This is a genomic window from Lacticaseibacillus zeae DSM 20178 = KCTC 3804 (assembly GCF_000260435.1).
GTDB lineage: Bacteria > Bacillota > Bacilli > Lactobacillales > Lactobacillaceae > Lacticaseibacillus > Lacticaseibacillus zeae.
Genome location: NZ_BACQ01000054.1, coordinates 17,828 through 38,475 on the forward strand (window position 1 = coordinate 17,828; position 20,648 = coordinate 38,475).

Sequence of the window (20,648 nt, forward strand, 5' to 3'; positions counted from 1 at the left end):
TAACCTTCAATTTCCTCCGCATTTTTACTTAATTGGGCAAGCGCCGCCAGCACAATCCGTCTGGTCAACTAATTCCAGATCTTTTTGATCATGATTGGCATTTTGGGCGGCAAAAACAGCTGCGACCGATCCGTGAATCTTGGCGCACTTTTGCTGATAGGTGTCTGCATCAATCGGCTCTTTTGGCGCCTGTTTGAAGCCTGAGCCAACGTATGGCAACATGGATGTTGACTTGATCACGTGCCGATACTGCGACAACAATCCGGCAATCTGATCGGCTTCTTCCGGCTGGAAGGTGACCGTGCAGCTGACGGCATTATCCGACCAGTATGTCTGTAGGAACGCTTGGGTCGCAATCTGTTCAGCAATCGAAACCGTTCCGGCCGAAGCAAATGCCGGATCGTCAGCATGCGCCGCGCGAATCGGGAACTCGACGACCATCGTGTTCTTGGTGTAAACATCCGGCTCAATATGATAACCGCATGCTTTCAAAGCCGGCAGTAACGGGTCGTTGGCCTGGAAGCGAATGCGCTGAATCAAATAACCGGCATAATGGAAGTGCATGCCTTCTGAAACGCCTGCCAATTTAGCAACGGTTCCCGATGGCTTAACCGTGGTGTGTTTGCGGGAAGGCTCACAGCCCAATGCATCGGAATAAGCCTGATCCGCATCAACAACCGCGTGATACAAGCTATCCACTGCTTGCTTGATTTCCGGATTATAAATCGGCTTCTCAAGCATTTTACCGGTGTGCGGATCCACAACCGGTTCAAATCCGGAGACGACGCGATGACCGAAATCATCCAGGAACCAATCCTGAATTCCGGACATCGAAATGCCGATGCGGCGATTCTTCCTAATAATATCACGGGAAACCTGCCAGTCGTAATTGCTGAAGGTTACCCGCTTGGCATACCGCGTTGCCAGTGCGAAGGCTTGCTTCAACTTCCAGCCTTGTTGCACCGCAACGACCGGAAAGAGTTCAAACAGATTGCACGGTTCACCATTGGCTAACGAAATCTCGCCACATGGATTGGTACCTTCAACATCCGGATCGTTAGCCGCATTTTCGCCATCGACAATCCGGCCGAAACGACGTGATAAATCGAGGTTCACAACCCCCGGTTCGCCATTTTTGGCAATGGCGGTCGCAATCGGTGCATAAGCGTCAAACTGCGTATCAATCGCGACACTGTTATTAGATGCCCAGCGGTGATGATAAAGCTTTTTTTGATCCTGCTTCATCGTGATGAATGCGTCATCATCGGCCGAGCCTAATGACATTTCAGCGGAACGCCGCACATTGCCGGCCACCACTGTCTTACCGATCAAGTTGCCGATATCCGTGGCGTCAACCGCGGTCAATCGCTGGCCAACCCGCGCATTAAGCACCTTGTTAATATCCAGCAACATCTCGACTAATGGCATCGGGCCGGAAGCCGTGCCGCCAAAGCCATGAATCCGGGCACCTTTTGGCCGAATCCGACTGATATCCAGCACCAGCTTGGTCTGACCACTAGGATTGGTCGTTGCAAAATGATGATCAATCACCTTGGCGTTGGCTAAAACCCAGCCTTCACGGGTATCAGGCAAAACGTAGCGATCATTATGTTCGGCTGCATGCGCCTGTTCCCAAGCTTCCCGATCAACCGCGCCCATTTTCAGTGATTCCGCATAGCTGGCACTGTTGCGATCAATCACAATCGTCAGGTCAACGGCGTTTGCGACTGGCGGCAATTTGGCAATGTTGTCTTTGGTGACGGAAAAACCGACGCCGCCGCCTTTCATCAATTCGTCAAACATAAAGGAATACGGCATCGAGACAGCAGGCTGGCCAGCCGAAAAATCTGTCGGGACGATATGCGACTCACCATATGGCTGCGGACGAATGGCAATGAACCAGCAATTATTCAAGGCATCGCCATTGCGCTTTTGATAATCGGTTCCGGAAATCCACAGGTTACGACCAGATGGCGTGCCGGCCAGCCCGTAAATAAGCTTGAAAAGATTCCGTGCCTCTTTTTGCAGTTCGTCCACGACTTCTGAATCGGGATTGGCTGTATGTAACCGCGGATCAAGGTTAATATTCCCCTCAACCACTCGTTTGACGGTTTCGTCCCAATTCTCGGTCCGTTGTTGATCCGGCAACCACCGGGCATAGGTCCGCTTATACGTGACCCACCCCAGTTCACCCCAGTGTGGCTTAATTTCTTTCTTGACCTCGGCAATAAAATCAGGTGCCAAGGTGATCGGTTTCATCATAACTTGCATAGCTGTACCTCCCGTATACAAGATATGGTATAGCCAAACGAACCTAATATCAAGATATAGATTAATCAATAACAAATTGTTAATGTTGGCAACCACCTGCTCAACGCGGGCTGCACGGCTTTTTAAAAATACAGGCGAAATTAAAAAATCGCCAGCGCAAGAAAACGCTGGCGACATCTGATCTATTCGTGGATTTAAAAGACCGGTCCGACGTACGGCCGCACTAACACATGGTCCAAGTCAAGGCTTTTAAGCTCGGTCAAATCATTCACAAAGCAGGTAATCGACCCTGCCAGCATCAGATTCATTTTCATCTCGCCAAGCTGAAGCGCCACGATTGGCATGTGGTGCGCATAGGCGTACCCGATCTCAAACGCCGTTCCCGGATCGGGGTTTTCACCGACATAATCCAGAATGGCGACTAAAACCGTTGAGCGGTGCAGTCCCTGAATGTCCTCACCAAACACCTGCCGCTGCCACCCTGGTGAGTTCGGCGTCAGCCCAGCCTTATTCGTGTCATCGCGCGGTGAAAAAATAGCGGTGACCGATTCATTTGCATGCAAAGCTGCCAAAACCTGATCAAGCCGCTCAATCTGAGCAGGATCAAAAAACGGTGCAGCCAAATATACTTCTGCCATGTTCATTTCCTCCTGGGCGGCTTCTGTCCGCAAAACTTTAACTCAGCAGCACTTAAAAGTCGCGTTGCCGCTGCCATAAATATTCGGCGATATCATGATCCACCAACCGATTCTCGTGTAGTAGACTATGGGCTGCCCGCGGTCCGCGAATCACAACTTCGGTATAATCTTTGATCCGATCCTTCACTAAATACCGCACGGCAAAGCTACTGCTGATCGCCACTTCGCCATCGTGGCGTCCACCCAACATCAAATCCCCAGCAATATTCAACCACCGCAAATCTGCTGGCAAGTTGGTAATCGAACGTTGAAAATACTGATAGATCGGCGCTGTGTGCTCCGGTCCTTGACGAGTCAACGGCCAATTAAGAATCGGCGAACGCCGCGCAACCTCCACATCATTCATCGGTGCAGCAATCGTCACCAGATTCGCCACCGGAACAGCAGGTTGGCTCAATAAATACAGCACCGCCGTCACCCCGCCCATCGAATGCGCGATCAAATTAACCCGGGTAAACGCCTGCTGCTCCTGCAAAGCGGCGATCACATGCTTTAACCCGCGCAACTGGGCAGCAGGCCGCACCGTTTTGTCCGTATACAACACCTGAACGGCGGCGTGGTGATTCAGATTCAACTGTCCACGCAAATGAACGCTGCTATCCGGGGCGACAATCGCCACGACATCCTTACTTAAGCCATAACGCCGCTGCATACGCCACAACATATGGCCAAACGAATACCGCGTCCCCAGATGCCCGGGAATAAACAACGTCGGCGTTGGATCCATCACGAGCGGAACCGGCGCGTAGCCAGTCCGGGCCAACAAAAGATAGTCTACAAGGCTACCGACAACGATAATCACGCCCAGCGTCACAAGAATCCAGAACCAGCCGCTCATACGCGTTACCTACAGCTTGTCGACTTGATCAAAGTCCAATTCAGCTGTCACTTCACGGTCAAACATTTCCGTAACAACTTTCAACTTCATCTTATCCTTATCAACTGCCGTCACTTTACCATGCATGCCGGTAAAGGCACCGTCGATAATCGTCACTGACTCGCCCACATCAAACTCAACATTCTGATGACGCGTGCTCATGCCCATCGAGTGCAGCACACTGGCAACTTCTTCCGGCAGCAATGGTGCTGGTTTTGAACCGGCCCCATGCGAACCGACAAACCCCGTAACTCCCGGCGTATTCCGGACCACAAACCAAGACTGATCAGTCATGACCATTTCAACCAACACATAGCCAGGAAAAGTCTTTTTCATCTCAACTTTATCCTTACCATTCTTTTGTTCATGTTCCTCTTCTTCAGGAACGACCACCCGAAAAATATAATCATCCATATTCATACTGGTCGTCCGCTGTTCAAGGTTCGTCTTCACCTTATTCTCATAACCGGAATAAGTGTGCAACACGTACCAATGCTTCTCTGCCGATGTTACTGTTTCAGCCATAATGCGTCTCCTTTTTGTGTTTTGAGTCAAAATAAAAAACCGTCATCGAAGGCGGTTTTGCGCTGCTCATAGTATAGCAAAGATGAAGCGGTTTGTCAGGCTTTAATACAAGAACGCCTGAAAGATCATGTTAATGACCCAATCTACCGCCGCAAAATAAATGGCAAAGATAATGGAAGTCATGATGACGGTAAACGTATCACGCCGTGTCTGTTTCGCGGTCGGCCACGTAACAGCCTTCATTTCCGCAAAAACACTTTTGATAAATTTCATCAGTCTGCTCCTTCCATTATTACTTGGTTTCTTGGTGAACCGTTACCCGGCCACAATGTTTACAAAATTTTCTTAAAGTTAACCGTTCCGTTCGCTTCGGGTTTTCGGGAACAAAATAATTCCGTTGCCCACAAACCGAACAAGCTAAAGCAACTTTCTTTACTGACATCTTGTTCCCTCCAGTCACGTCCAATATGATACCAAGATTATGTTTGAATAGCAAGCAGTGCCGGCTTTAGGTTTCGGCTTGCTTGATTTGAATTATCTATTCGAATGAACGATCTTTCTATGGATAAACGTCCAACACAAAATGGACACCAAGAGCACAAAAACTTGTGTATCTCTGTCTAGCATTCCTTTGCTGCTTACGTTATGATTAGGTCCACATGGAGGAGTTATTCATGGATTCTCTAGAAAGCATTACTTTGATCAAACAGCACGTTAAAGTCGTTGAAAGGCTTCATAATGAATTCTCAGGCTTTTTTTACGCTGATCCAAGTATCACTTCGTTCAACCTAAAGAACACGAAAATCTCAACGTTAGCTTTAAACACGAATTTTCTCGCTACTACACTAAGATATCGAGATAGATTAAGCGACTGGGTGAAATTTGAAACGGATCTGGTGCCCTTGATAGATCAAGACTGGCATGTTTGTAAATTCAATTATCGAACAAAGCTTGAGGATTCCTTTTTCAAAAAAATGCATTGGTACCTCAACAAATTGCAGCCATACTACGTGCTCAAAACATTTAATGATCTTTTTGGAGCCAGACTCATTATTCCAAATTTTAGAAGTTTTGAGAACTCACTGCTAGACTATTACGGGTCAAAGTCTGATAATATGGTTAGGCGAGCTTATATAAGAGATGATACACCCAGTTATCATGGGTTGCACTTGTATATAAGCCCCAGCAATACTCAGTTTCCCTGGGAACTGCAAATTTGGGACACAGCTGATGAAAAGGCTAATCTCTTTTCACATGACATGCACGAAAAGCGGAAGGAGGACAAAGATTAATGCCGTACATTCACCTAATTGCTTTGAACCGTACTAACGGACAAGCAACTGCCTATCACTTTTCTTCCAAGAACGACGCAGAAATCGTTACCGAGAAAGCTAGAATAATCACGGCACTTGATGGTGAAGACAACAAGTCTTCCGTTAGCTTCCAAATAATACCAACCGATGCACCTTCATATGAGTCCGTTGTCTCATATAACCCGTATTTTAAACAATTCATTTTAAGCGACCAGCTGGACGCTTTCGTTGAAAGTGTCCACATCGTGCAAAGCCTAGATTCTGTGGATGTAGCCTCATATCTAGAACGACGATTGCATGCTTCGAGTTATAAATTGCAAAAACTACTTTATTTCGTCTACGCCGATTTTTTGACAAAATTCGGCGAGCCACCATTTCGTGCTTCTTTCGTTGCATTTGAAAATGGCCCGGTAGATTACGATGTTTATAAGAAGCGGAAATTTGACCGTGAAGGTATGGAATCAAACTATAACTATGAAGAAAAAGTCTTAGGATCTCCTAAGGGCTTTAAGCTGTCATCTGTCATTGATCATGTCGTTCGCAGTTATAGTGACACTTTTCAAGAGATGAACAACGAGGCTGCTAATTTAACTCATCGAACGGGAACGCCTTGGTCCGTTGCCCATCAAGATGGTTACAATGCTGTCATCACAGATGATATGATTAAAAGGTATCATGCTAAAGAACAAATTTCTTGATATTTTGGGGATTCACTGTAACTCTAAGATTGAAAAGTGAACCCTAAGTTTACAAAAAGTTCCGATTCCTCGGGACTTTTTTGTTGCAATAAAAATCATAGACTGCTTGGTTAACGCCAATCTTCCTTTACCGCGTGCTAGTCTTTCTGCGTCCCTTCAAACCAAACATACCCAATGCGATTGAGGCCGTTACCATTAGTGCACCCAGAATAATCAAACCACTTTGTTTATGATCGCCCATTTGTGGCATCACTTTCTTCTCCTCTGTAACAGACGCAGGGGCGTGGGTTACGGTAAGCTGCTTAGGCACTACATCATGCAATCCCTTGGCCAAGTTACTGGATAAGTCGGCCACTACTTTGCCTTTCTCTTTCGGATTGGTCGGGGTTGATGGCTGCGTATCTTGCTTATCAGCAGGTTTCGACTCATCCTGCTTATGATCTTCTGTGTTAAGAGGAATCATCGTCTGGAATGTAGTGTAGCAACTTCATTTGCATGTAAATGCGATGTATCAAAGAAGTTCTTGGCAAATAAACCTTCGAATTCAATTATTTCCTTAGCTTGTTGAATATTCACTTTCTCATCCTCTATAAATGCTAGAAATGATGCCAGATTGGTGGCTGGGGTGGTCCGGGTCTGCCATCGTCTTGATCATCGTCTTGCGGGTCTTTCTTCACCTGCTGCTCTGGCCGACCCGCTTGGATCCATTCTTGCGTATACGCACGATAGTCCTCAATATTCCACTTGAGGTACGATCCCACCGTCCACACCACCGGGCAAAATATTAGAGCTAGGATCCACGAATGATCAATCAACGCGTATACCAAAAGCCACATAGAAAAGACAAGGAAAGAAATATCGAAAATTAGCGAACCGATGAACCGATGTTTGTTCTGTAGGTGAGTTTTCGCGTCGTAATCCGGCCAAACCAGATCCATGTCGAAAGAGCTCATACCCTTATTCTTCTGCAAGTTATCGTGAAACCAATGGCCTGTCTGATGCATTCTTCGTCAGCCCCTTCTTAAATGGTTGCATTCCCAGCTATTCATTGTGACCAGAAAATTTGATACAACTATGCGTAGCGCCTCTGACTCAAAAAGCTAGATGTCGGCACCGCCGCCACCGAAGTCACCACCGCCAAAACTACTGCCACCGCCATCAGAGAAACCACCACCGGAGAAGCCACCACCGCTAGATGAGCCACTGTCAAAGAAACCACCACTACCACTTGAGCCAGAAGACTTAAAGAATATCTTATAAAGAACAATGGCCATAGCTGACAATAAGTCCAAGAGCATGAGGCCCTGAACGAGTATGAGGTTTCTGACTGCTTCCTGTTCTGAATATTGACGTCGACGTGGTGCCAAGATAAACCAGTCTAGCGGCATCATCAGGGCAAGAAGAATCATCAGAACATTTTTCAGAATATTCCTCTTCTGGTCGGAACCAAGGTGTTCAGTGTTGATATAGGACGAAGCAAGAATGTATTGCTGGACCTTTGATAACTTTCCCGGCTGCTCATTTTTAGGTCTTTGATAGCGGCAGCATAGTCTGCCTTCAGATAACTTTCCTCACTGGCTTGTATGCGAGCATCAGCAGGCGCTTTGAAGGCCATTAAGTAAACAACTACCGCAATCAGAGCAATGACCGCCGCCAAAGCTGTATAGAACCCAGTCCGGTAAAAACGACCATGGTCCTTCTGCCCAGACCCTTTTGTCATCCGCGTGCGTTCCAGCTCGATTGCTACATTCTGATCAATTAAAGCTTTAATCGCGGCAAAGTCAGTTGCTTCGATAATGGCCTTAAACAGGTTCCCTTCACTCGGGTAAAGTCACCTTGTGCATTTTTTCAAAGTCACTTTGATTTGCCATGACGTACAGTACAATTGCCTTGTATTGAGCCAGCAGTTGTTCAGCGGTCGAGGCTTTAGGCGGTACAACGTCGCACAGGCCGCGATGGATCACAAATGGAACAAAACTTTCATTGAAGACTAGACTATCGGGATGAATAAGGACGGTTACCTGCGATTGTTTGAATTTCTCTAACTGCGTCAGGTTGGAAAGTAACGCTAATTGTTCAACTCGGGATAGCTGTGTCCGCAATTCGTCAATTGTCTTGGTTCCGCTGGGACGCTGATACGTCCAGATCACATTGTCGTCTTGAATCGTGACCGTTCCTGACAAAGGATTGGCATCCGGCGTCAAGCCTGCCTCTAACTCATCTTTCTCCGCACTGACCTGCGTCCGTGGAATAGCCGCGGTAATCTTGCTGGTGTCGTACTGTAAATGGAATTCGTCTCCATTTGCTTCATTGTCTTGTCCATGTGTTGTTTCACGCTTCCTTTGTCGTTTGTTAAAGACTAAAATCATTGGCTTACCGAACAATCAGTTTAGCAAGCTTGTCCTGATCGCAATGATCAGCGGTCATGCGCCATCAAATCTGGCATCTTGACTGATTTATTTAACCGGTCTTAACACAGCGATGAATGTATGATGGGTATAAGATGTATGGCGATACTTTATCTTAAAGGTTCTATCTTGCGAACAAAATATGTACTATCCTCGCGAAAACAAGTGCTAGTAATGCCTAATAAGGCAAAGAACAGCACCCCAAACATTAAAAATTCAACAATGTTCATACTAGATTGTAATAAAAAAGCAAAAAGAGCTGAAAGCATCCCCCAAACAATCACTGCCAATAAAATTTGTTTAAGCAAAGGTTTGGCTTGCCCTGCAGAGAATCTAATTTTGAACTGTTCTCTTTTAGTCAAATCAACCCCTCTTGACACAATCATTTGCTGTGCTCTATGAACAAAAATGCTTCTGACACCAAACGGAACAATTAAAGCAGCTAATATCAAGAATACTTTGGGCAATAGTGTTACATGAAACGATAACATGTCCTCATAGTCTTCACTAAATTTACTTATCAGGACAGCTATCCCTGTTGCGAAACCCGTATAACTACTTTTACTTCTCTTTCTCTCCCATCTCAGAATATTTGCTTTATCCTCATTAGATATCGCATAGCATCTTCTTGGAATAAAACAACCTGCTACCAAAGTTAACCACGCGATCACTGGTGTTCCCATATCAACGAGGTAACTTGTGCCATCAGATAACTCAACAATTTCATAATTAAAGTTCGTTGTAACATATTTAAATTTAGCGCTCTCCATATATTCTCCTTTGACTTATCCAAGTGTGACCTTTAATAATCGAATAATGTTGACAATTGACATTGTGAGAAAATATGAACGCCTGGAAGCCTTACAATGCGGAGCGGTTAAAATATTCACAAGTTCAACTTTCATCATTGTTCTGTTCATAGTCTCTCCATGCTTGCTGTTTTTGTATTTATAAAGGATAAACGTGCGTCCAGGCGACAATACTCTGGACGAGAGGGCAATGTATACGTGGAACATCACGCCGAACAAAAATATAAAAATCACATTGAAAATTGGTTCGAGAATTATAACGGCAAATAGAATCAAGGTTCCGACTACACCCAACATTAAAAGGAACAATATCGCTACTATGCTCGCATCAAGTGGTTTAAAGCGTAACATTTTCAATTTTTCCGCTTTTAAAACGGCTCCCGCCTTCAGCGCGTTTCTTTTCGCCTCAATCATATAACAGAGACGAATCAACATGACTAGCCCTGCAACAACAGATATAATAACAATCTTTGTATTTTTCTCCCAAGCAACAGACCAGCTATTATTTGTATAACGAACAAGGCTCGTTAAAAATATACCTAAGCCCCCAGCTAAAACGCCGGGAATTGCATTAACTTTCTCTTGGCTTAGAACTGTCTTTGCTGTTTCATGCGAAATTGAATAGCATTTCCGAGGTCTAAAATAACTATACATCCATAAGAACCAAGTAACAATCGGTATTCCCATATCGACTATGTAAAACTCATCAGAGTCAGTCTCAGCGATCTCGTACCGAAAGCCTTTATAAACAATTTGAAATTCTACTTTTATCATTGTTCCTCCACTTAACTGAAAGTACACTATTTGTTTAACGGATAACCGCTGCTAAAAGTGTACCGATATCTGTGGTTAAAACTCCTGACCCACATACCGAAAGTGTTTATAAATCGGTTGAAATTTAATTATTGTCACGATACCTCTGACTCGTTTAGTATCTATGTTATGTCAGTATAGCAACGACATCCGTGAGGCCATGTCAGCTAACTCGGACTTACTTCATAAGTCTTATCAATAGCAAGCGTCATTAGCGATAAATTCAAAAGGAAGAAAAGAAATACAGTATAAAGCGCCACTGACAAAACATCAAAACTGAATAGCGTTATTGTACATGACAAAATCACAACAGCTCCTGCGCAAATCGCAAAGACAGTAGCTTTCAACAAAAATAATTTGAAATCTAGTCGTCTTAGCTTTAAAGAAACTTGGTTTAGTTTTATCAATGGCCCTAGTGTTGCTTCGATCCTTCGCTTTCTAGAGATCATATATTTTACTTTAAGTACCACTAATACAAGTAAGATGCTTACTAAGCTCGTTGTTCTTACTAAAAAAGGTAAATCGAAAGTCAAATAGGACTTGAGAAAGCGGTAAATGATAGTGGCACTTGCAACAAACCATCCAAGATTAGCAGTCTTTTCTGGTTTTTTCTCTCGCCCAGCTGGATCAAGCTTTTCTAGCTGATCTTGGATTAATGCATAACACTTTCTTTTAACAAACAAGCCTCCAAAGGGACTAATCCAATCAAGTGGCTTTGCCTCCAAGTCAACAAGAAATCCAGCACCGTTTGGCAGCTTAGCAACTTTATATCGATAATTTCCTACAAGGTTCTTTATTGTCACTTCCAACGTATTCACTTCCCCTTACTTAAATCATTTACTGATTTTGTTTAAAAGTTCAGCTGTTTCAGCCGCCCCAGTTCACGGTGAACCCATAATTGACGGAGATGATCTAGCCGTATCAACAAAAAATTATTAGATCACTTTATTCTCTATGAGATGGTCAATCACTCGAAATTTGATATTTAGAATTTTGAGTTAAAGAAACCAGAGAAAGGTTCACTAAAAAATAGAAAAAAAGGCAATCTAGTAATAGAAGTATCACATCAAAGGTCTCCGATATTAGATCGTAGGTACAAGATAAAACCGCAACAAGGCAAAAGACCAACCCAACTAACCTTGCACGAAAAAGCTTAGGATCATGTCTTTTAAACTTCATATAGACGACTTTTAACTTTTGGCGTGATCCTATTTCCATTTCTATTTTGTTACCATTCTCTATCATCATAAATACTTTGAGCCCGAGAGCGAGTAAAGCGAATAGGACTATGATCGTTACACGCTGAGGTTTCGCTAGGTCAATACTTATATATCGCCCGACAATCCGATAAACAACAGCCAAAAATAACCCAATGCCCACCACACCATTAGAGGATGAAGCATTATATTTAACCCCAACGGCACCAATTCTTCTCACTTGATCCTTATCCAACATAAAGCATTTTCGTTTAATCAGATGATCCCCCGAAAGGATTAAGCCAGTGTTGAATCTTTGATTCCAAATCCACTAAATATCCCGTTCCATCTGGGTTCTCAGCCATCTTATAACGGTAATTACCTTTGAGGGTTTTGATCATTACTTCTGTCATTCATATACCTCCTCGTTCTCCACGAGCTAGCGATCTGTGCCATCAGTTCCAACGGCGATTCAGTCATCTAACGGGTTCAAATGAACTGTAGAGTTGCAGCTTTTACTGCGTCAGCTAATCTTATATCGATAATTTCAAACAAGATTCTTTATCGTTGCTTCCACGGAATTTGCCTCCTTCCATTAGGCTTACTTTCTGTGTATTTCTTTAACACACTGAACGGTGTTTGACGAGACTGAGATTGTTGAAAGGGCTATTACAAAAAGTACAATTGCACCGGTCATCAGTATCCAAATTGGGTCAAACCATGAAAAAAGTAACACGCATGGAAAGAAGACCAACAGTATAAGACTGAAGATAACTATCACCAGCTTATTTACTACCATCGAAAGATCCTTTTGTTTCATTTTTAAGTATACGATTGGAAGCTCATCTAGCCTGCCAATGCTATCTTCAATCTTAATCTTTCTTCTATGCATAACATGAAGTTTAAAGAAAACTGCTGCAAGGACTATCAGCGTAAGTACAACGGCCCTGAATGCAAAAGAGGGTGACATAGCAATGTCTTTGCGGATAATTCGATACGAAACGGTTCCCGCAAAACCAACTGCTACTGCAGTCGAAGTCTTTAAGCTATTGGATACCGGCTTTGTATTGATACTTACATTGCTGAGCTGCTCCTCATCCAGTAGAAAGGCTTTCCTTTTGGTGAAAAGTTCTCCAAAAGGATCTACCCAATTTATTGGGCGAGCTTCAAGATCAATCAAGTACCCAGAACCATCAGCATTTCGAAGAACTTTATAACGCATATTTCCCAGAACCGGTTCTACTCTTGTTTCAAACATAGTCGACCCTTCTAAATTTTTAAAGTACGCCGCCGTTATATCTCGCATAATCTAAAGTTGTCTGGATGAAACCTGAACCCTTCCAAATGGTCTAAAAACTTTAATAAACAAGGTTTTGAAGACACTTGTGAAAGTTCATTAAGCCCTGATTAAAGCTATTAAGCTGAAAAGAGGGAGTACATTATCTTGGAAATTTGTGGTGACATTAGATCATGCTTAGCCATACCAATCTTTTCTGTAATCGTATAAAGCTTGAAACAAAGATCAACACCTTCAAACCTGTTGATAGATCAAGTACTTCGCATCATCCATAAAATTCTCGTAGGTAAAATCCACTGGATATAAGATGTTGTTGGACTGATAAAGTGCTTTAATCTGGGGTCCCAGCTTCGCAACAATCTCGTGATTATTCGGGCTATCAATGTAGACCAGATAGCTAAATTCATTATTTGACTGCATCAAGCCGAAATAGATCGCCGCAACGCCGCTGTCACGCCGAGCATAGTCCTCCAGCAAATCAATGATTGGCTTTGGTGGTGTTGCAGGTAAGCCGATATTGATAGCCTCTCCTTCAGAAAAGGTGTGCCTTGGCGTAAAAAGTGAACGGTAAACTTGGGCACTATCAGAATGCGGATTTAACCAAAGGTAGGATAAGTCTCCATTTTCTTCAAAGATTCGTTGGAGCCCTTCAAAAGTCATGGTGGCAATGACATCGCCTTTTTTAAGCATCGGCTGAATTTGGCTGACATCGGTATAGGCATTCAAAAACAAGGCACCTTGTCCGTCTTTGCCAATCTTCATCTTGCGGTCATGGCTTAAAACCAGAATGATTTCATTTGCCTGCTTAAGCCAATCAATGACTTGCTGAAACCCCTTTTCATTCCTAGGTCCCTTAAAAAAGTTTGTTGGCTCAGTTTGTTTTTTGAAGCGATCGAAAAGTCCCATTGTCTTCCTCCTTTGACACATTTGTTGTTGAATTCCTAACAGCAGCCATCTTTACAAGAAAGATAACCGCAATGACATCGTTCCTCCTGATTCCGTACTGGTTTTGTTTATCTGTACCCTATCAATGCCAAGAAAATTGAAGCCACCGTACGAAGAGCCACTATAGCGACAAAAAACCAATAAGTGTATGTAAACCACATCTTTGAAAACTTCTTGTCGGGATTGTTTGCTGCCTTTTTACGCCACACCGGATACAACCCGACAGCAAGCGCAATGAGAATAATCAGTTCAAGCCATTCGTATAAATTCATCTTTCCACCATTCCTCTTTGTTTGATAATGTTCAGATTATAAATTAACGTTGTACAAATGCAGTAGACGGGATACTCCACTCCTCTTCATCCTTGTGCCTTCGCTTCCTTCGCAAATCTGACCCTCTTACTTGGCGGTGTCGTGACAACGATACTGATAACGGCAACCAATAACGCAACTTGTTGAATCCCTGTCCAAAAGAGGGTCGGCATGAAAAAGTACCCAAATGCGAAAGTAAGGCTACTAAGAATGGCAAGCATTGAGCCGGTAACCGAACCAATCCCACGTTTTGAGCGAATTGTGGTAATGAGCGTATAAACAGCGAGGCCGATCAACAGGATGATGGCAATTGAACTGAACAGAAACTTACCCGTAAAGTAAGGAATGGCCCTACCTTGATCGACATAGGGCAATGTCCAGCGGCTTAAGTGCATGATCGGGTACAGGATCACGATCATCGTGACAGCGACGATGATGTTATCTCTTAATGAAACCTTCTCAGTAATTGCGGTTCGCTGCCAACGAAGGATAATATCGAGTATTAAATAGGTCAGCCCGCCTAAAAACATTAACAGTGGGATGATAATCGTGATCCATACCGGCAAGATAGCATCTTCATAACCATTGAGACTCACAACAATGTGCCAAACCAAGCTGAAGACAAACAGAAGGCCTCCGATTCCGTCCGCTAATCCGCGTACCTTCCCCAGAAGCAGAAGAACTAAGTAACATGCAAGTCCGCCCCAGATAGCGAGAAATGACATGATAAAGCTGAACATTGTGTTAACTTGAATAAATGAGATCCCGAATAGAAACAGGGGCGCGACAAGCAAGACGATGCGGATGATGTTGTTCCAAATTTTTGATTGCTTCATGTATAAAACTTCCTTTTTTGTTGGCATTTGCCTTCAACTAGTGGCCGGCCTAAGACGCTTATCCAAGCAAGCGAACCAAGCTGCGTTCAGTTGACGCACTTGTCTTTAAGTTCTAAAACGTCAGAAATGGTACCAGATCGTCGGTTGATCATCTTCCGATGGTTCCCGCTTTGGCCTTCCTTCTCGAATCCACTTTCGGACATACGCTTGATAGTCTTCAATATTCCACTTGATAATTGATCTGAATATCCAAACAACCAAGCCACATAATATTTTTAGAATCCATAAACGCATCCACATGGCACCTAACATAAGCCCCAGCGGGAATACAAGGTAGAAACCATCGCAGATCATTGTATCTATGAACCGCCACTCGTTCCTTAAATGGGTTTTCGCATCGTAATCCGGTCAAGGCGCAGAAAGTCTTGGATTTAGATGTTTGTTCTTCTGCATCCTGTCATGTAATCGCCGACCTATATGACGCATTTTTTAGCTGTCCTTTTATCAATCCTGTTTTATTGAAAGTTCATTCGGAATATTTTTTATTCAGCACTTAACTTGTTAATCAATTTCAGAATCAATCCCCAGATTTTAATTAAAACAAAGGGGAACAACACTAAGGAAATCAAAAAAACAACAAAACCAACTTGTGTATTTTCTTTATAAAATTCAGTCCCTTTGTATATTGAAAGAAACATCGGATACGTAAAAATCCCGCATAGTAGCCACATGGCTTGAACCAAATAAGCTATTCCACTACCTTTTTTAAAAAACCTTATCTGATCATGCATAGAGCCGCGTGATTTTCTTAATCTAATGAGTGCAACTAGATCAACGGTTAACGTAATTAAGAACGAAACCATTGTTAAAGACGCCATTACAATCGTTAAATAAACGTTGAATTCATCGTCATTCAACTGTAATAATTGAGAATCCGATGTTGTTGCAATTACAATTGGCGCAGCTAGAGCCAAAACAAATGAAGAAAAAAATATTGTTTCCCTTACAATACTGCTAATCTTTTTGTGAACCGTTAACAAAGACACTACTGGAACCGCAAGAATCTCAAACACGACATATAGGGTAATTCCCAATTCTAGCGCCAAATCGGATCGCATAAACCAATCCATCGTTAGTTTTCCCCCTCAATGATATCTATCAACATCTTGTCTCCTTAACTTTATAAGGCTCTAATTATTTCTCGTTATCACTCTACTCGGCTAATATCTTCATAATTTCAAACTATTGCCGACACGATCTATTATCAACAGGGAAATTCTCCAAATTCTTGTTGAAACGATCGGACAAGCTATAAAAGATAGCTAACATCAGGACTATAACTACTATCCGAAATTGCTTAGGTGGATTTATCTTCGTGTAAAACGCCGCAAGTAAATAAAATACCGCTGAACCAGCAAAAAGCAACATGTCTGTATTAAGAATACTATGCCGCTATCCTTCCAAAAATATTCTATTTGGTCGTGTCCTTTGGTCTGAGGATCTTTCAGCATGAACAAATTAACTAACAGCGTTAGAATGAGCGGAATAACTGTAAAGTAACTGAAATACAGTTGAAAACCTCAACCTAAATCGCCAGACACTGAATATCAAAACTGCTTTTCTAAACGGCTACAGAACCAAATGGCTAATTTGTCGCTCCAGCTTTCTTAATTATTCCCATTACTCCTTTCCAAAGCATGATGAGAACAACAGGAAAGGCTAACCATGAAATCACCATAAGAGCTTTTGATAAAATTTCGATTTGCTTTGGTGGAGTGATCACGGTGTAAATTGCACTCATTAAGCTAAACAGAAAACCCCACTCAAGAAGCAGTAAGGCTTGTATCAGAAAAACAATTCCCCCTGACTGAAAGTATTCAATCTGACCATGATACTTACTTTGTGGATTTCGCAGCAAATGAAGCATAGTCAAATCAATAACCAAAGTAATGATAAAAGGAATCATTATCATTATTGCAAAAAGAACTGAGATATAAATCCCGAGGCTTTCATCCGGAACATGTAAATGCTCCCCCAAAGGTGTAACGACAAGTATTGGTGTCGCCACGGATAAAATAAATGATAGAAATATTATCACCCCGCGCGCCATACTACCAATCTTCTTGTAAACCGTTAAAGCTGACACTAGCGGAAGAGCAAGAATCTCGAAAATAACATACAGGACAACTCCCAGTTCTAAAGCAAAATCAGATCGCATAACCCAGTCCATCGTCAATCCCTCCCGCCAATAGCCGTAGTCCATATTTTATCTTCATTTTTCTGAAATGATTTTATGCCAGCTCTGAAGATTACTTTTCCGCCAAGCGTTGGAATACTTTTGGCAACAGGGTCGGTAATCGCATCATCAATCTTGTCGTTAACGGCGTCCTTCCCAACCTCTTTCGCCGTTTCTATTCCATAAACCTTGGAAATTGCACCTGTTGTCAAGAACTTATGTCCTGCTGCTGCTTTGGTTAATGCTTTGCCTTTTCCTATACAGCCTAGTGATCTAGCCATGACTCCGACATTACTTTTAACGGCGCCCCATGCCATTCGGGCACCCAAACCGCTTTCATGCCAAGTCTTGTACGTATCCAAGACACTTATTTTGCTAGCTCCATGAACCAAATATCCCGTATCTGCCAACTTGGTAACAGCTGCCCCCGATCCCAAGACAGACGTAACCAGTTCTATGGATCCATAAACCGTTGAGCCGTTCTTCTTGCCAAGCATCTGTTGCATGAATCCCTCGGCTAATCCAGCTTGGTCTTTATTCAATTGCGCTGATTTAATGTTACCTACTAAATCAGATGCTGATAACCCGGTACTAACAGCAGTCATAGCTACTACGAGTGGTGTTGCCGCACCAGCGGTCGCAACTGTGAGGGCTGCGCCAACAGCAAGGAAAAAGCCATTCACCCATACTTTAGACCACCGATCTTGCTGCTCCTGTGCCTTTTGCTGAGCAATCCTTTTGTCATAATCTCTCTGATCTTTCCGGTAGATTTGAATCAACTTAAGTGCGCCACGATCCATATTGGCAGATTGTCGATTTTGTTCGGCTAAGCTGTTCATGTCTTCGAGAAAAGCTTGCCCGACTAAGGCCGCAAAACCACCTGCCTGATATTGATCTAAAGTTGGTTGCTTCCCATTTGCATATTGGGCGATCATGCTGCGAATCTTAGTGATCATCGTCTGCAGATCATCTGTATCTTGGGCGTGCTCAACTTCATACATGCCCCACTTCTCCTGTTGATCATCAATTAAGTGATTCATGTTGCTTAAATGATCTTCAAGTGAGGCCCCGTATGCACTAACTTTGCTACGGCCAGATGTTGAGATAATGTCATCTACGGCATCTAACGTATTGACGACGCTTCTCCTAATTGGCGTGATTTTTGGTTTTTCTTCTTTAATCTTGCGTTGCAGCGCCTCGTAATCCTGATCAATAAGGCGAAAACTCTCACCACCATCAACTTCCGGATATTCGGCAACATAATCATCCAAGACGATTTCAAAGCTTTCAATCAGCGTCAGCAAGCTATTAATGATACCCGAAACGTGAACTTCATCAATGTAGCTTCTGACCGCATCCGCTGTCGTTCCCTGATAATTTGGCGAATGCCCGAGATTCGTCAGTGCACTTTTCAGGCTTTGTAGCTTTTCCTTGCGTCGTTCAAGGCCCCGATGCATATCACGTTGGTATTCGACTAATCGTTCGAAATCAATTTGATCGCCTGCACTCTTTGCCATATCAATCACTCCTCGTCTATTTAAATCACAATTAAGTTCTCACAAAAATAAACTCCTTAAGGTAATCTCATATGGTCAAAATCTTTTTAGATTAGAAGGACACTGACCGCATTTCTAGGGAATACGTAACCTAGTTAAAATATCGCTACATAAATCACGTAGATCGTAATAATGACTATCAGTACGGACATTCCCCAATAAACATAGGTAAACGGAATTTCCGAAGCTGTTTTATTAGGTGTTTCGACTACCGTTCTCTTCCAAACTGGGTACAACGTAACCATTAGACCTATCATGAGAATTAATTTGAGCCACGTTGTTAAATCCATACTCGTTCCTCCAAACCTTGGTATACCCATAACTTCGGATGTCCAAATCTTGTCAGGTTAATCGCTGACATTATCCTGCTCGGCCTGTTTGTTGTCTTTCCCTACTTGACTTTAAAAAACCATACCCGTCATTGCTGCCAACAAAATGGAAGCAACCGTCCGGAGTGCTACTAGACCGACAAAAAACCAATAAACATATGTAAACCACATTTGTGATGCCTTTTTATCAGGACTCTCCGCTACCTTCTTCCGCCACGTTGGATACAATGCAATAACAAGAACAGTAAGAATAATAAGCTCAATCCATTTGTATAAATCCATGTCTTCCACCATTCCTTTTTGTTTGATGATTTCCGGAATTATAGCCAAGTAACCATTACGCTTGGGCTATTCTCTGCATAAATCCGTTTAATCGATTGGCAATTTTTATTGCGATCTACGGATAGGCCACAAAAACGTAAAAGACCATTCCTACCCGGATACCGAAAATACCAGTTTTTCCTTATTTATACCTGTCAGAACTACCACCGCTCTTCTGTTCTTACTGTGTAACCATAAGAACCAAAATAAAGGGAAATGAAACGAAACATGATCGGCCCGAAAGAAGCCCCAGTTTTGGTTTAAAGAAAAAGCCATAACAAGAGGAGCAAAGGAAACTACCAAAAAGGCAGAGGCTAATCAGAAAGCCCGCTTTGATTTCGACTCCATATTATGTGTTATCATCACAGCCAATGCAGGAAGCGTTAGCAGTCCAGAAACTATGTTAAGTACTAGGAGAACATAAAATACCATTTTAGAGGCGAAGATTTCATTCATATGCATTTGGTCCTCTTTCTGCCATACCGGATATACCCGACAACAAGGTTAATAAGAATGATTAAATTTCCAATCTTAGTACTAAACCCAAGCGCACTATTCTAAACGCAGAGATCACTTTTCTTAAATTGTCGGAATGCTTCTCACACATGCTTCAAAAGCAATTATTAGTTTATTCCGCCAACTTTCTTAATTAGTCGCAATAAACCTTTCCAAGCCTTCAAAAGAATAACGGGAAATACCAGCAAAGAAAGTAACATAAGGATTTTAGATATAGTGTAAATTTGCTTTGGGGGATTAATCACATAATAAATTGCGGCTAAAGAGCCGAGTAAAAAGCACCATTCAAAAATCAGCAGAGCCTGCATCAAAAAAACAATACTACCCGATTGAAAGTATTCAATCTGATCGTGATATTTATTTTGTGGATTCCGTAACCAATGAAGCATACCCAAATCAATAGCCATGACAATGATGAAGGGAATAGCTATCATGATCGCAAAGAGTACCGAGATGTATATTTCAAAACTTTCATTTGGCACACGCAAGTAAGATCCCAAAGGTGTCACAACGAGTATTGGCGTTGCCACAGCTAAAATAAAAGATAAAAATATCGTCACACCTTGCATAACATTGCTTATCTTCCTGTGCACCGTCAAAATCGACACTATCGGGACTGCCAAAATTTCAAAAACGACATACAGGACAATTCCCAGTTCCATTGCCAAATCTGATCGCATAAACCAATCCATC

General features: G+C 42.8%; 25 protein-coding genes and 1 pseudogene. 2 read left to right on the forward strand and 24 right to left on the reverse strand.

The annotated features are described in order from the left end of the window. Positions 1-24: 24 nt before the first annotated feature. The 6 genes from nrdJ to rpmG form a co-directional block, all read right to left on the reverse strand. Positions 25-2,271, reverse strand: coding sequence for a ribonucleoside-triphosphate reductase, adenosylcobalamin-dependent (gene nrdJ / locus GSO_RS10915; protein ID WP_010492103.1), 2,247 nt, complete (start codon positions 2,269-2,271; stop codon positions 25-27). A gap of 194 nt (positions 2,272-2,465) precedes the next feature. Then, entirely contained in the window at positions 2,466-2,909 is a 444-nt protein-coding gene (locus GSO_RS10920) for a nucleoside 2-deoxyribosyltransferase (RefSeq protein ID WP_010492105.1), read from the reverse strand. A 52-nt stretch (positions 2,910-2,961) separates the two neighbouring features. Beyond that, positions 2,962-3,807, reverse strand: coding sequence for an alpha/beta fold hydrolase (locus GSO_RS10925; RefSeq protein ID WP_010492107.1), 846 nt, complete (start codon positions 3,805-3,807; stop codon positions 2,962-2,964). A gap of 9 nt (positions 3,808-3,816) precedes the next feature. After that, a complete protein-coding gene (nusG, locus tag GSO_RS10930) occupies positions 3,817-4,371 on the reverse strand; it encodes a transcription termination/antitermination protein NusG (RefSeq protein ID WP_010492110.1) in 555 nt (184 codons plus the stop codon). 102 nt (positions 4,372-4,473) lie between these two features. Then, on the reverse strand, positions 4,474-4,644 hold the full coding sequence (gene secE, locus GSO_RS10935) for a preprotein translocase subunit SecE (protein ID WP_010492112.1): 171 nt from the start codon (positions 4,642-4,644) through the stop codon (positions 4,474-4,476). Between the two features lie 19 nt (positions 4,645-4,663). Then, entirely contained in the window at positions 4,664-4,813 is a 150-nt protein-coding gene (gene rpmG / locus GSO_RS17060) for a 50S ribosomal protein L33 (protein WP_075760979.1), read from the reverse strand. A 232-nt stretch (positions 4,814-5,045) separates the two neighbouring features. Between rpmG and GSO_RS10940 the strand changes: the two genes are divergently transcribed. Together GSO_RS10940 and GSO_RS10945 are read left to right on the forward strand one after the other, a co-directional pair. Next, positions 5,046-5,663: a nucleotidyltransferase family protein gene (locus GSO_RS10940; protein ID WP_010492114.1), complete on the forward strand. Its 618-nt coding sequence runs from the start codon at positions 5,046-5,048 to the stop codon at positions 5,661-5,663. Then, complete coding sequence (locus GSO_RS10945) at positions 5,663-6,382, forward strand: Panacea domain-containing protein (RefSeq protein WP_010492116.1); 720 nt, start codon at positions 5,663-5,665, stop codon at positions 6,380-6,382. The genes GSO_RS10940 and GSO_RS10945 overlap by 1 nt, the downstream gene beginning before the upstream one ends. 596 nt (positions 6,383-6,978) lie before the next feature. Here GSO_RS10945 and GSO_RS10955 read toward each other — a convergent pair. From GSO_RS10955 to GSO_RS11055, 18 genes and pseudogenes are all read right to left on the reverse strand, one after another. Further along, positions 6,979-7,386, reverse strand: a complete 408-nt coding sequence (locus GSO_RS10955) for a Got1/Sft2-like family vesicle transport protein (protein ID WP_010492120.1) — start codon at positions 7,384-7,386, stop codon at positions 6,979-6,981. A gap of 96 nt (positions 7,387-7,482) precedes the next feature. Then, positions 7,483-7,791, reverse strand: coding sequence for a hypothetical protein (locus GSO_RS18295; protein WP_010492121.1), 309 nt, complete (start codon positions 7,789-7,791; stop codon positions 7,483-7,485). Positions 7,792-7,854: 63 nt separating this feature from the next. Further along, positions 7,855-8,192 (reverse strand): annotated as a pseudogene (locus GSO_RS18510) (type VII secretion protein EssB/YukC); the annotation flags it as partial. A gap of 7 nt (positions 8,193-8,199) precedes the next feature. Then, positions 8,200-8,751: a type VII secretion protein EssB/YukC gene (locus tag GSO_RS18515; protein ID WP_044112918.1), complete on the reverse strand. Its 552-nt coding sequence runs from the start codon at positions 8,749-8,751 to the stop codon at positions 8,200-8,202. Positions 8,752-8,900: 149 nt separating this feature from the next. Then, positions 8,901-9,560 carry a DUF443 family protein gene (locus GSO_RS10975; RefSeq protein ID WP_010492124.1) on the reverse strand — a complete coding sequence of 220 codons (660 nt, stop codon included), beginning with the start codon at positions 9,558-9,560 and terminating at the stop codon, positions 8,901-8,903. Positions 9,561-9,575: 15 nt separating this feature from the next. Next, on the reverse strand, positions 9,576-10,373 hold the full coding sequence (locus GSO_RS10980; RefSeq protein ID WP_010492125.1) for a DUF443 family protein: 798 nt from the start codon (positions 10,371-10,373) through the stop codon (positions 9,576-9,578). Positions 10,374-10,579: 206 nt separating this feature from the next. Further along, the gene (locus GSO_RS10985) at positions 10,580-11,215 is read right to left on the reverse strand and encodes a hypothetical protein (RefSeq protein ID WP_225358793.1); all 636 of its coding nucleotides are present in this window, start codon (positions 11,213-11,215) and stop codon (positions 10,580-10,582) included. Positions 11,216-11,375: 160 nt separating this feature from the next. Beyond that, positions 11,376-11,867 carry a DUF443 family protein gene (locus tag GSO_RS10990; RefSeq protein ID WP_010492127.1) on the reverse strand — a complete coding sequence of 164 codons (492 nt, stop codon included), beginning with the start codon at positions 11,865-11,867 and terminating at the stop codon, positions 11,376-11,378. A 13-nt stretch (positions 11,868-11,880) separates the two neighbouring features. Continuing rightward, complete coding sequence (locus GSO_RS17845) at positions 11,881-12,021, reverse strand: hypothetical protein (RefSeq protein ID WP_155807533.1); 141 nt, start codon at positions 12,019-12,021, stop codon at positions 11,881-11,883. 188 nt (positions 12,022-12,209) lie between these two features. Continuing rightward, entirely contained in the window at positions 12,210-12,866 is a 657-nt protein-coding gene (locus tag GSO_RS11000) for a DUF443 family protein (protein ID WP_010492128.1), read from the reverse strand. 273 nt (positions 12,867-13,139) lie between these two features. After that, on the reverse strand, positions 13,140-13,811 hold the full coding sequence (locus GSO_RS11005) for an enhanced serine sensitivity protein SseB C-terminal domain-containing protein (RefSeq protein WP_010492129.1): 672 nt from the start codon (positions 13,809-13,811) through the stop codon (positions 13,140-13,142). A gap of 107 nt (positions 13,812-13,918) precedes the next feature. Continuing rightward, a complete protein-coding gene (locus GSO_RS11010) occupies positions 13,919-14,122 on the reverse strand; it encodes a hypothetical protein (RefSeq protein ID WP_010492130.1) in 204 nt (67 codons plus the stop codon). Between the two features lie 86 nt (positions 14,123-14,208). Beyond that, the gene (locus tag GSO_RS11015) at positions 14,209-14,997 is read right to left on the reverse strand and encodes a hypothetical protein (RefSeq protein ID WP_010492131.1); all 789 of its coding nucleotides are present in this window, start codon (positions 14,995-14,997) and stop codon (positions 14,209-14,211) included. A 542-nt stretch (positions 14,998-15,539) separates the two neighbouring features. Then, entirely contained in the window at positions 15,540-16,127 is a 588-nt protein-coding gene (locus tag GSO_RS11025) for a hypothetical protein (RefSeq protein WP_010492134.1), read from the reverse strand. Positions 16,128-16,642: 515 nt separating this feature from the next. Further along, positions 16,643-17,227, reverse strand: coding sequence for a hypothetical protein (locus GSO_RS11030; protein ID WP_010492135.1), 585 nt, complete (start codon positions 17,225-17,227; stop codon positions 16,643-16,645). 2 nt (positions 17,228-17,229) lie between these two features. Beyond that, a complete protein-coding gene (locus GSO_RS11035) occupies positions 17,230-18,759 on the reverse strand; it encodes an LXG domain-containing protein (protein WP_138117959.1) in 1,530 nt (509 codons plus the stop codon). 431 nt (positions 18,760-19,190) lie between these two features. Further along, positions 19,191-19,448: a hypothetical protein gene (locus GSO_RS11045; protein WP_010492138.1), complete on the reverse strand. Its 258-nt coding sequence runs from the start codon at positions 19,446-19,448 to the stop codon at positions 19,191-19,193. A 614-nt stretch (positions 19,449-20,062) separates the two neighbouring features. Further along, positions 20,063-20,647, reverse strand: coding sequence for a hypothetical protein (locus GSO_RS11055; RefSeq protein ID WP_010492139.1), 585 nt, complete (start codon positions 20,645-20,647; stop codon positions 20,063-20,065). Position 20,648: the final 1 nt, after the last annotated feature.

Excerpts from the sequence above, each read along its gene's own strand:
- GSO_RS11010 (WP_010492130.1), bottom strand. The coding sequence starts at position 14,122 with ATGAATTTATACGAATGGCTTGAACTGATTATTCTCATTGCGCTTGCT.
- GSO_RS10980 (WP_010492125.1), bottom strand. The coding sequence starts at position 10,373 with ATGATAAAAGTAGAATTTCAAATTGTTTATAAAGGCTTTCGGTACGAG.
- GSO_RS10955 (WP_010492120.1), bottom strand. The coding sequence starts at position 7,386 with ATGCATCAGACAGGCCATTGGTTTCACGATAACTTGCAGAAGAATAAG.
- GSO_RS11000 (WP_010492128.1), bottom strand. The coding sequence starts at position 12,866 with ATGTTTGAAACAAGAGTAGAACCGGTTCTGGGAAATATGCGTTATAAA.
- GSO_RS11005 (WP_010492129.1), bottom strand. The coding sequence starts at position 13,811 with ATGGGACTTTTCGATCGCTTCAAAAAACAAACTGAGCCAACAAACTTT.
- secE (WP_010492112.1), bottom strand. The coding sequence starts at position 4,644 with ATGAAATTTATCAAAAGTGTTTTTGCGGAAATGAAGGCTGTTACGTGG.
- GSO_RS10975 (WP_010492124.1), bottom strand. The coding sequence starts at position 9,560 with ATGGAGAGCGCTAAATTTAAATATGTTACAACGAACTTTAATTATGAA.
- GSO_RS17845 (WP_155807533.1), bottom strand. The coding sequence starts at position 12,021 with ATGACAGAAGTAATGATCAAAACCCTCAAAGGTAATTACCGTTATAAG.
- GSO_RS11055 (WP_010492139.1), bottom strand. The coding sequence starts at position 20,647 with ATGGATTGGTTTATGCGATCAGATTTGGCAATGGAACTGGGAATTGTC.
- rpmG (WP_075760979.1), bottom strand. The coding sequence starts at position 4,813 with ATGTCAGTAAAGAAAGTTGCTTTAGCTTGTTCGGTTTGTGGGCAACGG.
- GSO_RS18515 (WP_044112918.1), bottom strand. The coding sequence starts at position 8,751 with ATGATTTTAGTCTTTAACAAACGACAAAGGAAGCGTGAAACAACACAT.
- GSO_RS10945 (WP_010492116.1), top strand. The coding sequence starts at position 5,663 with ATGCCGTACATTCACCTAATTGCTTTGAACCGTACTAACGGACAAGCA.
- GSO_RS10940 (WP_010492114.1), top strand. The coding sequence starts at position 5,046 with ATGGATTCTCTAGAAAGCATTACTTTGATCAAACAGCACGTTAAAGTC.
- GSO_RS11015 (WP_010492131.1), bottom strand. The coding sequence starts at position 14,997 with ATGAAGCAATCAAAAATTTGGAACAACATCATCCGCATCGTCTTGCTT.
- GSO_RS18295 (WP_010492121.1), bottom strand. The coding sequence starts at position 7,791 with ATGATTCTTCTTGCCCTGATGATGCCGCTAGACTGGTTTATCTTGGCA.
- GSO_RS10925 (WP_010492107.1), bottom strand. The coding sequence starts at position 3,807 with ATGAGCGGCTGGTTCTGGATTCTTGTGACGCTGGGCGTGATTATCGTT.
- GSO_RS10920 (WP_010492105.1), bottom strand. The coding sequence starts at position 2,909 with ATGGCAGAAGTATATTTGGCTGCACCGTTTTTTGATCCTGCTCAGATT.
- nrdJ (WP_010492103.1), bottom strand. The coding sequence starts at position 2,271 with ATGCAAGTTATGATGAAACCGATCACCTTGGCACCTGATTTTATTGCC.
- nusG (WP_010492110.1), bottom strand. The coding sequence starts at position 4,371 with ATGGCTGAAACAGTAACATCGGCAGAGAAGCATTGGTACGTGTTGCAC.
- GSO_RS10990 (WP_010492127.1), bottom strand. The coding sequence starts at position 11,867 with ATGTTGGATAAGGATCAAGTGAGAAGAATTGGTGCCGTTGGGGTTAAA.
- GSO_RS11030 (WP_010492135.1), bottom strand. The coding sequence starts at position 17,227 with ATGGACTGGGTTATGCGATCTGATTTTGCTTTAGAACTGGGAGTTGTC.
- GSO_RS11025 (WP_010492134.1), bottom strand. The coding sequence starts at position 16,127 with ATGGATTGGTTTATGCGATCCGATTTGGCGCTAGAATTGGGAATTACC.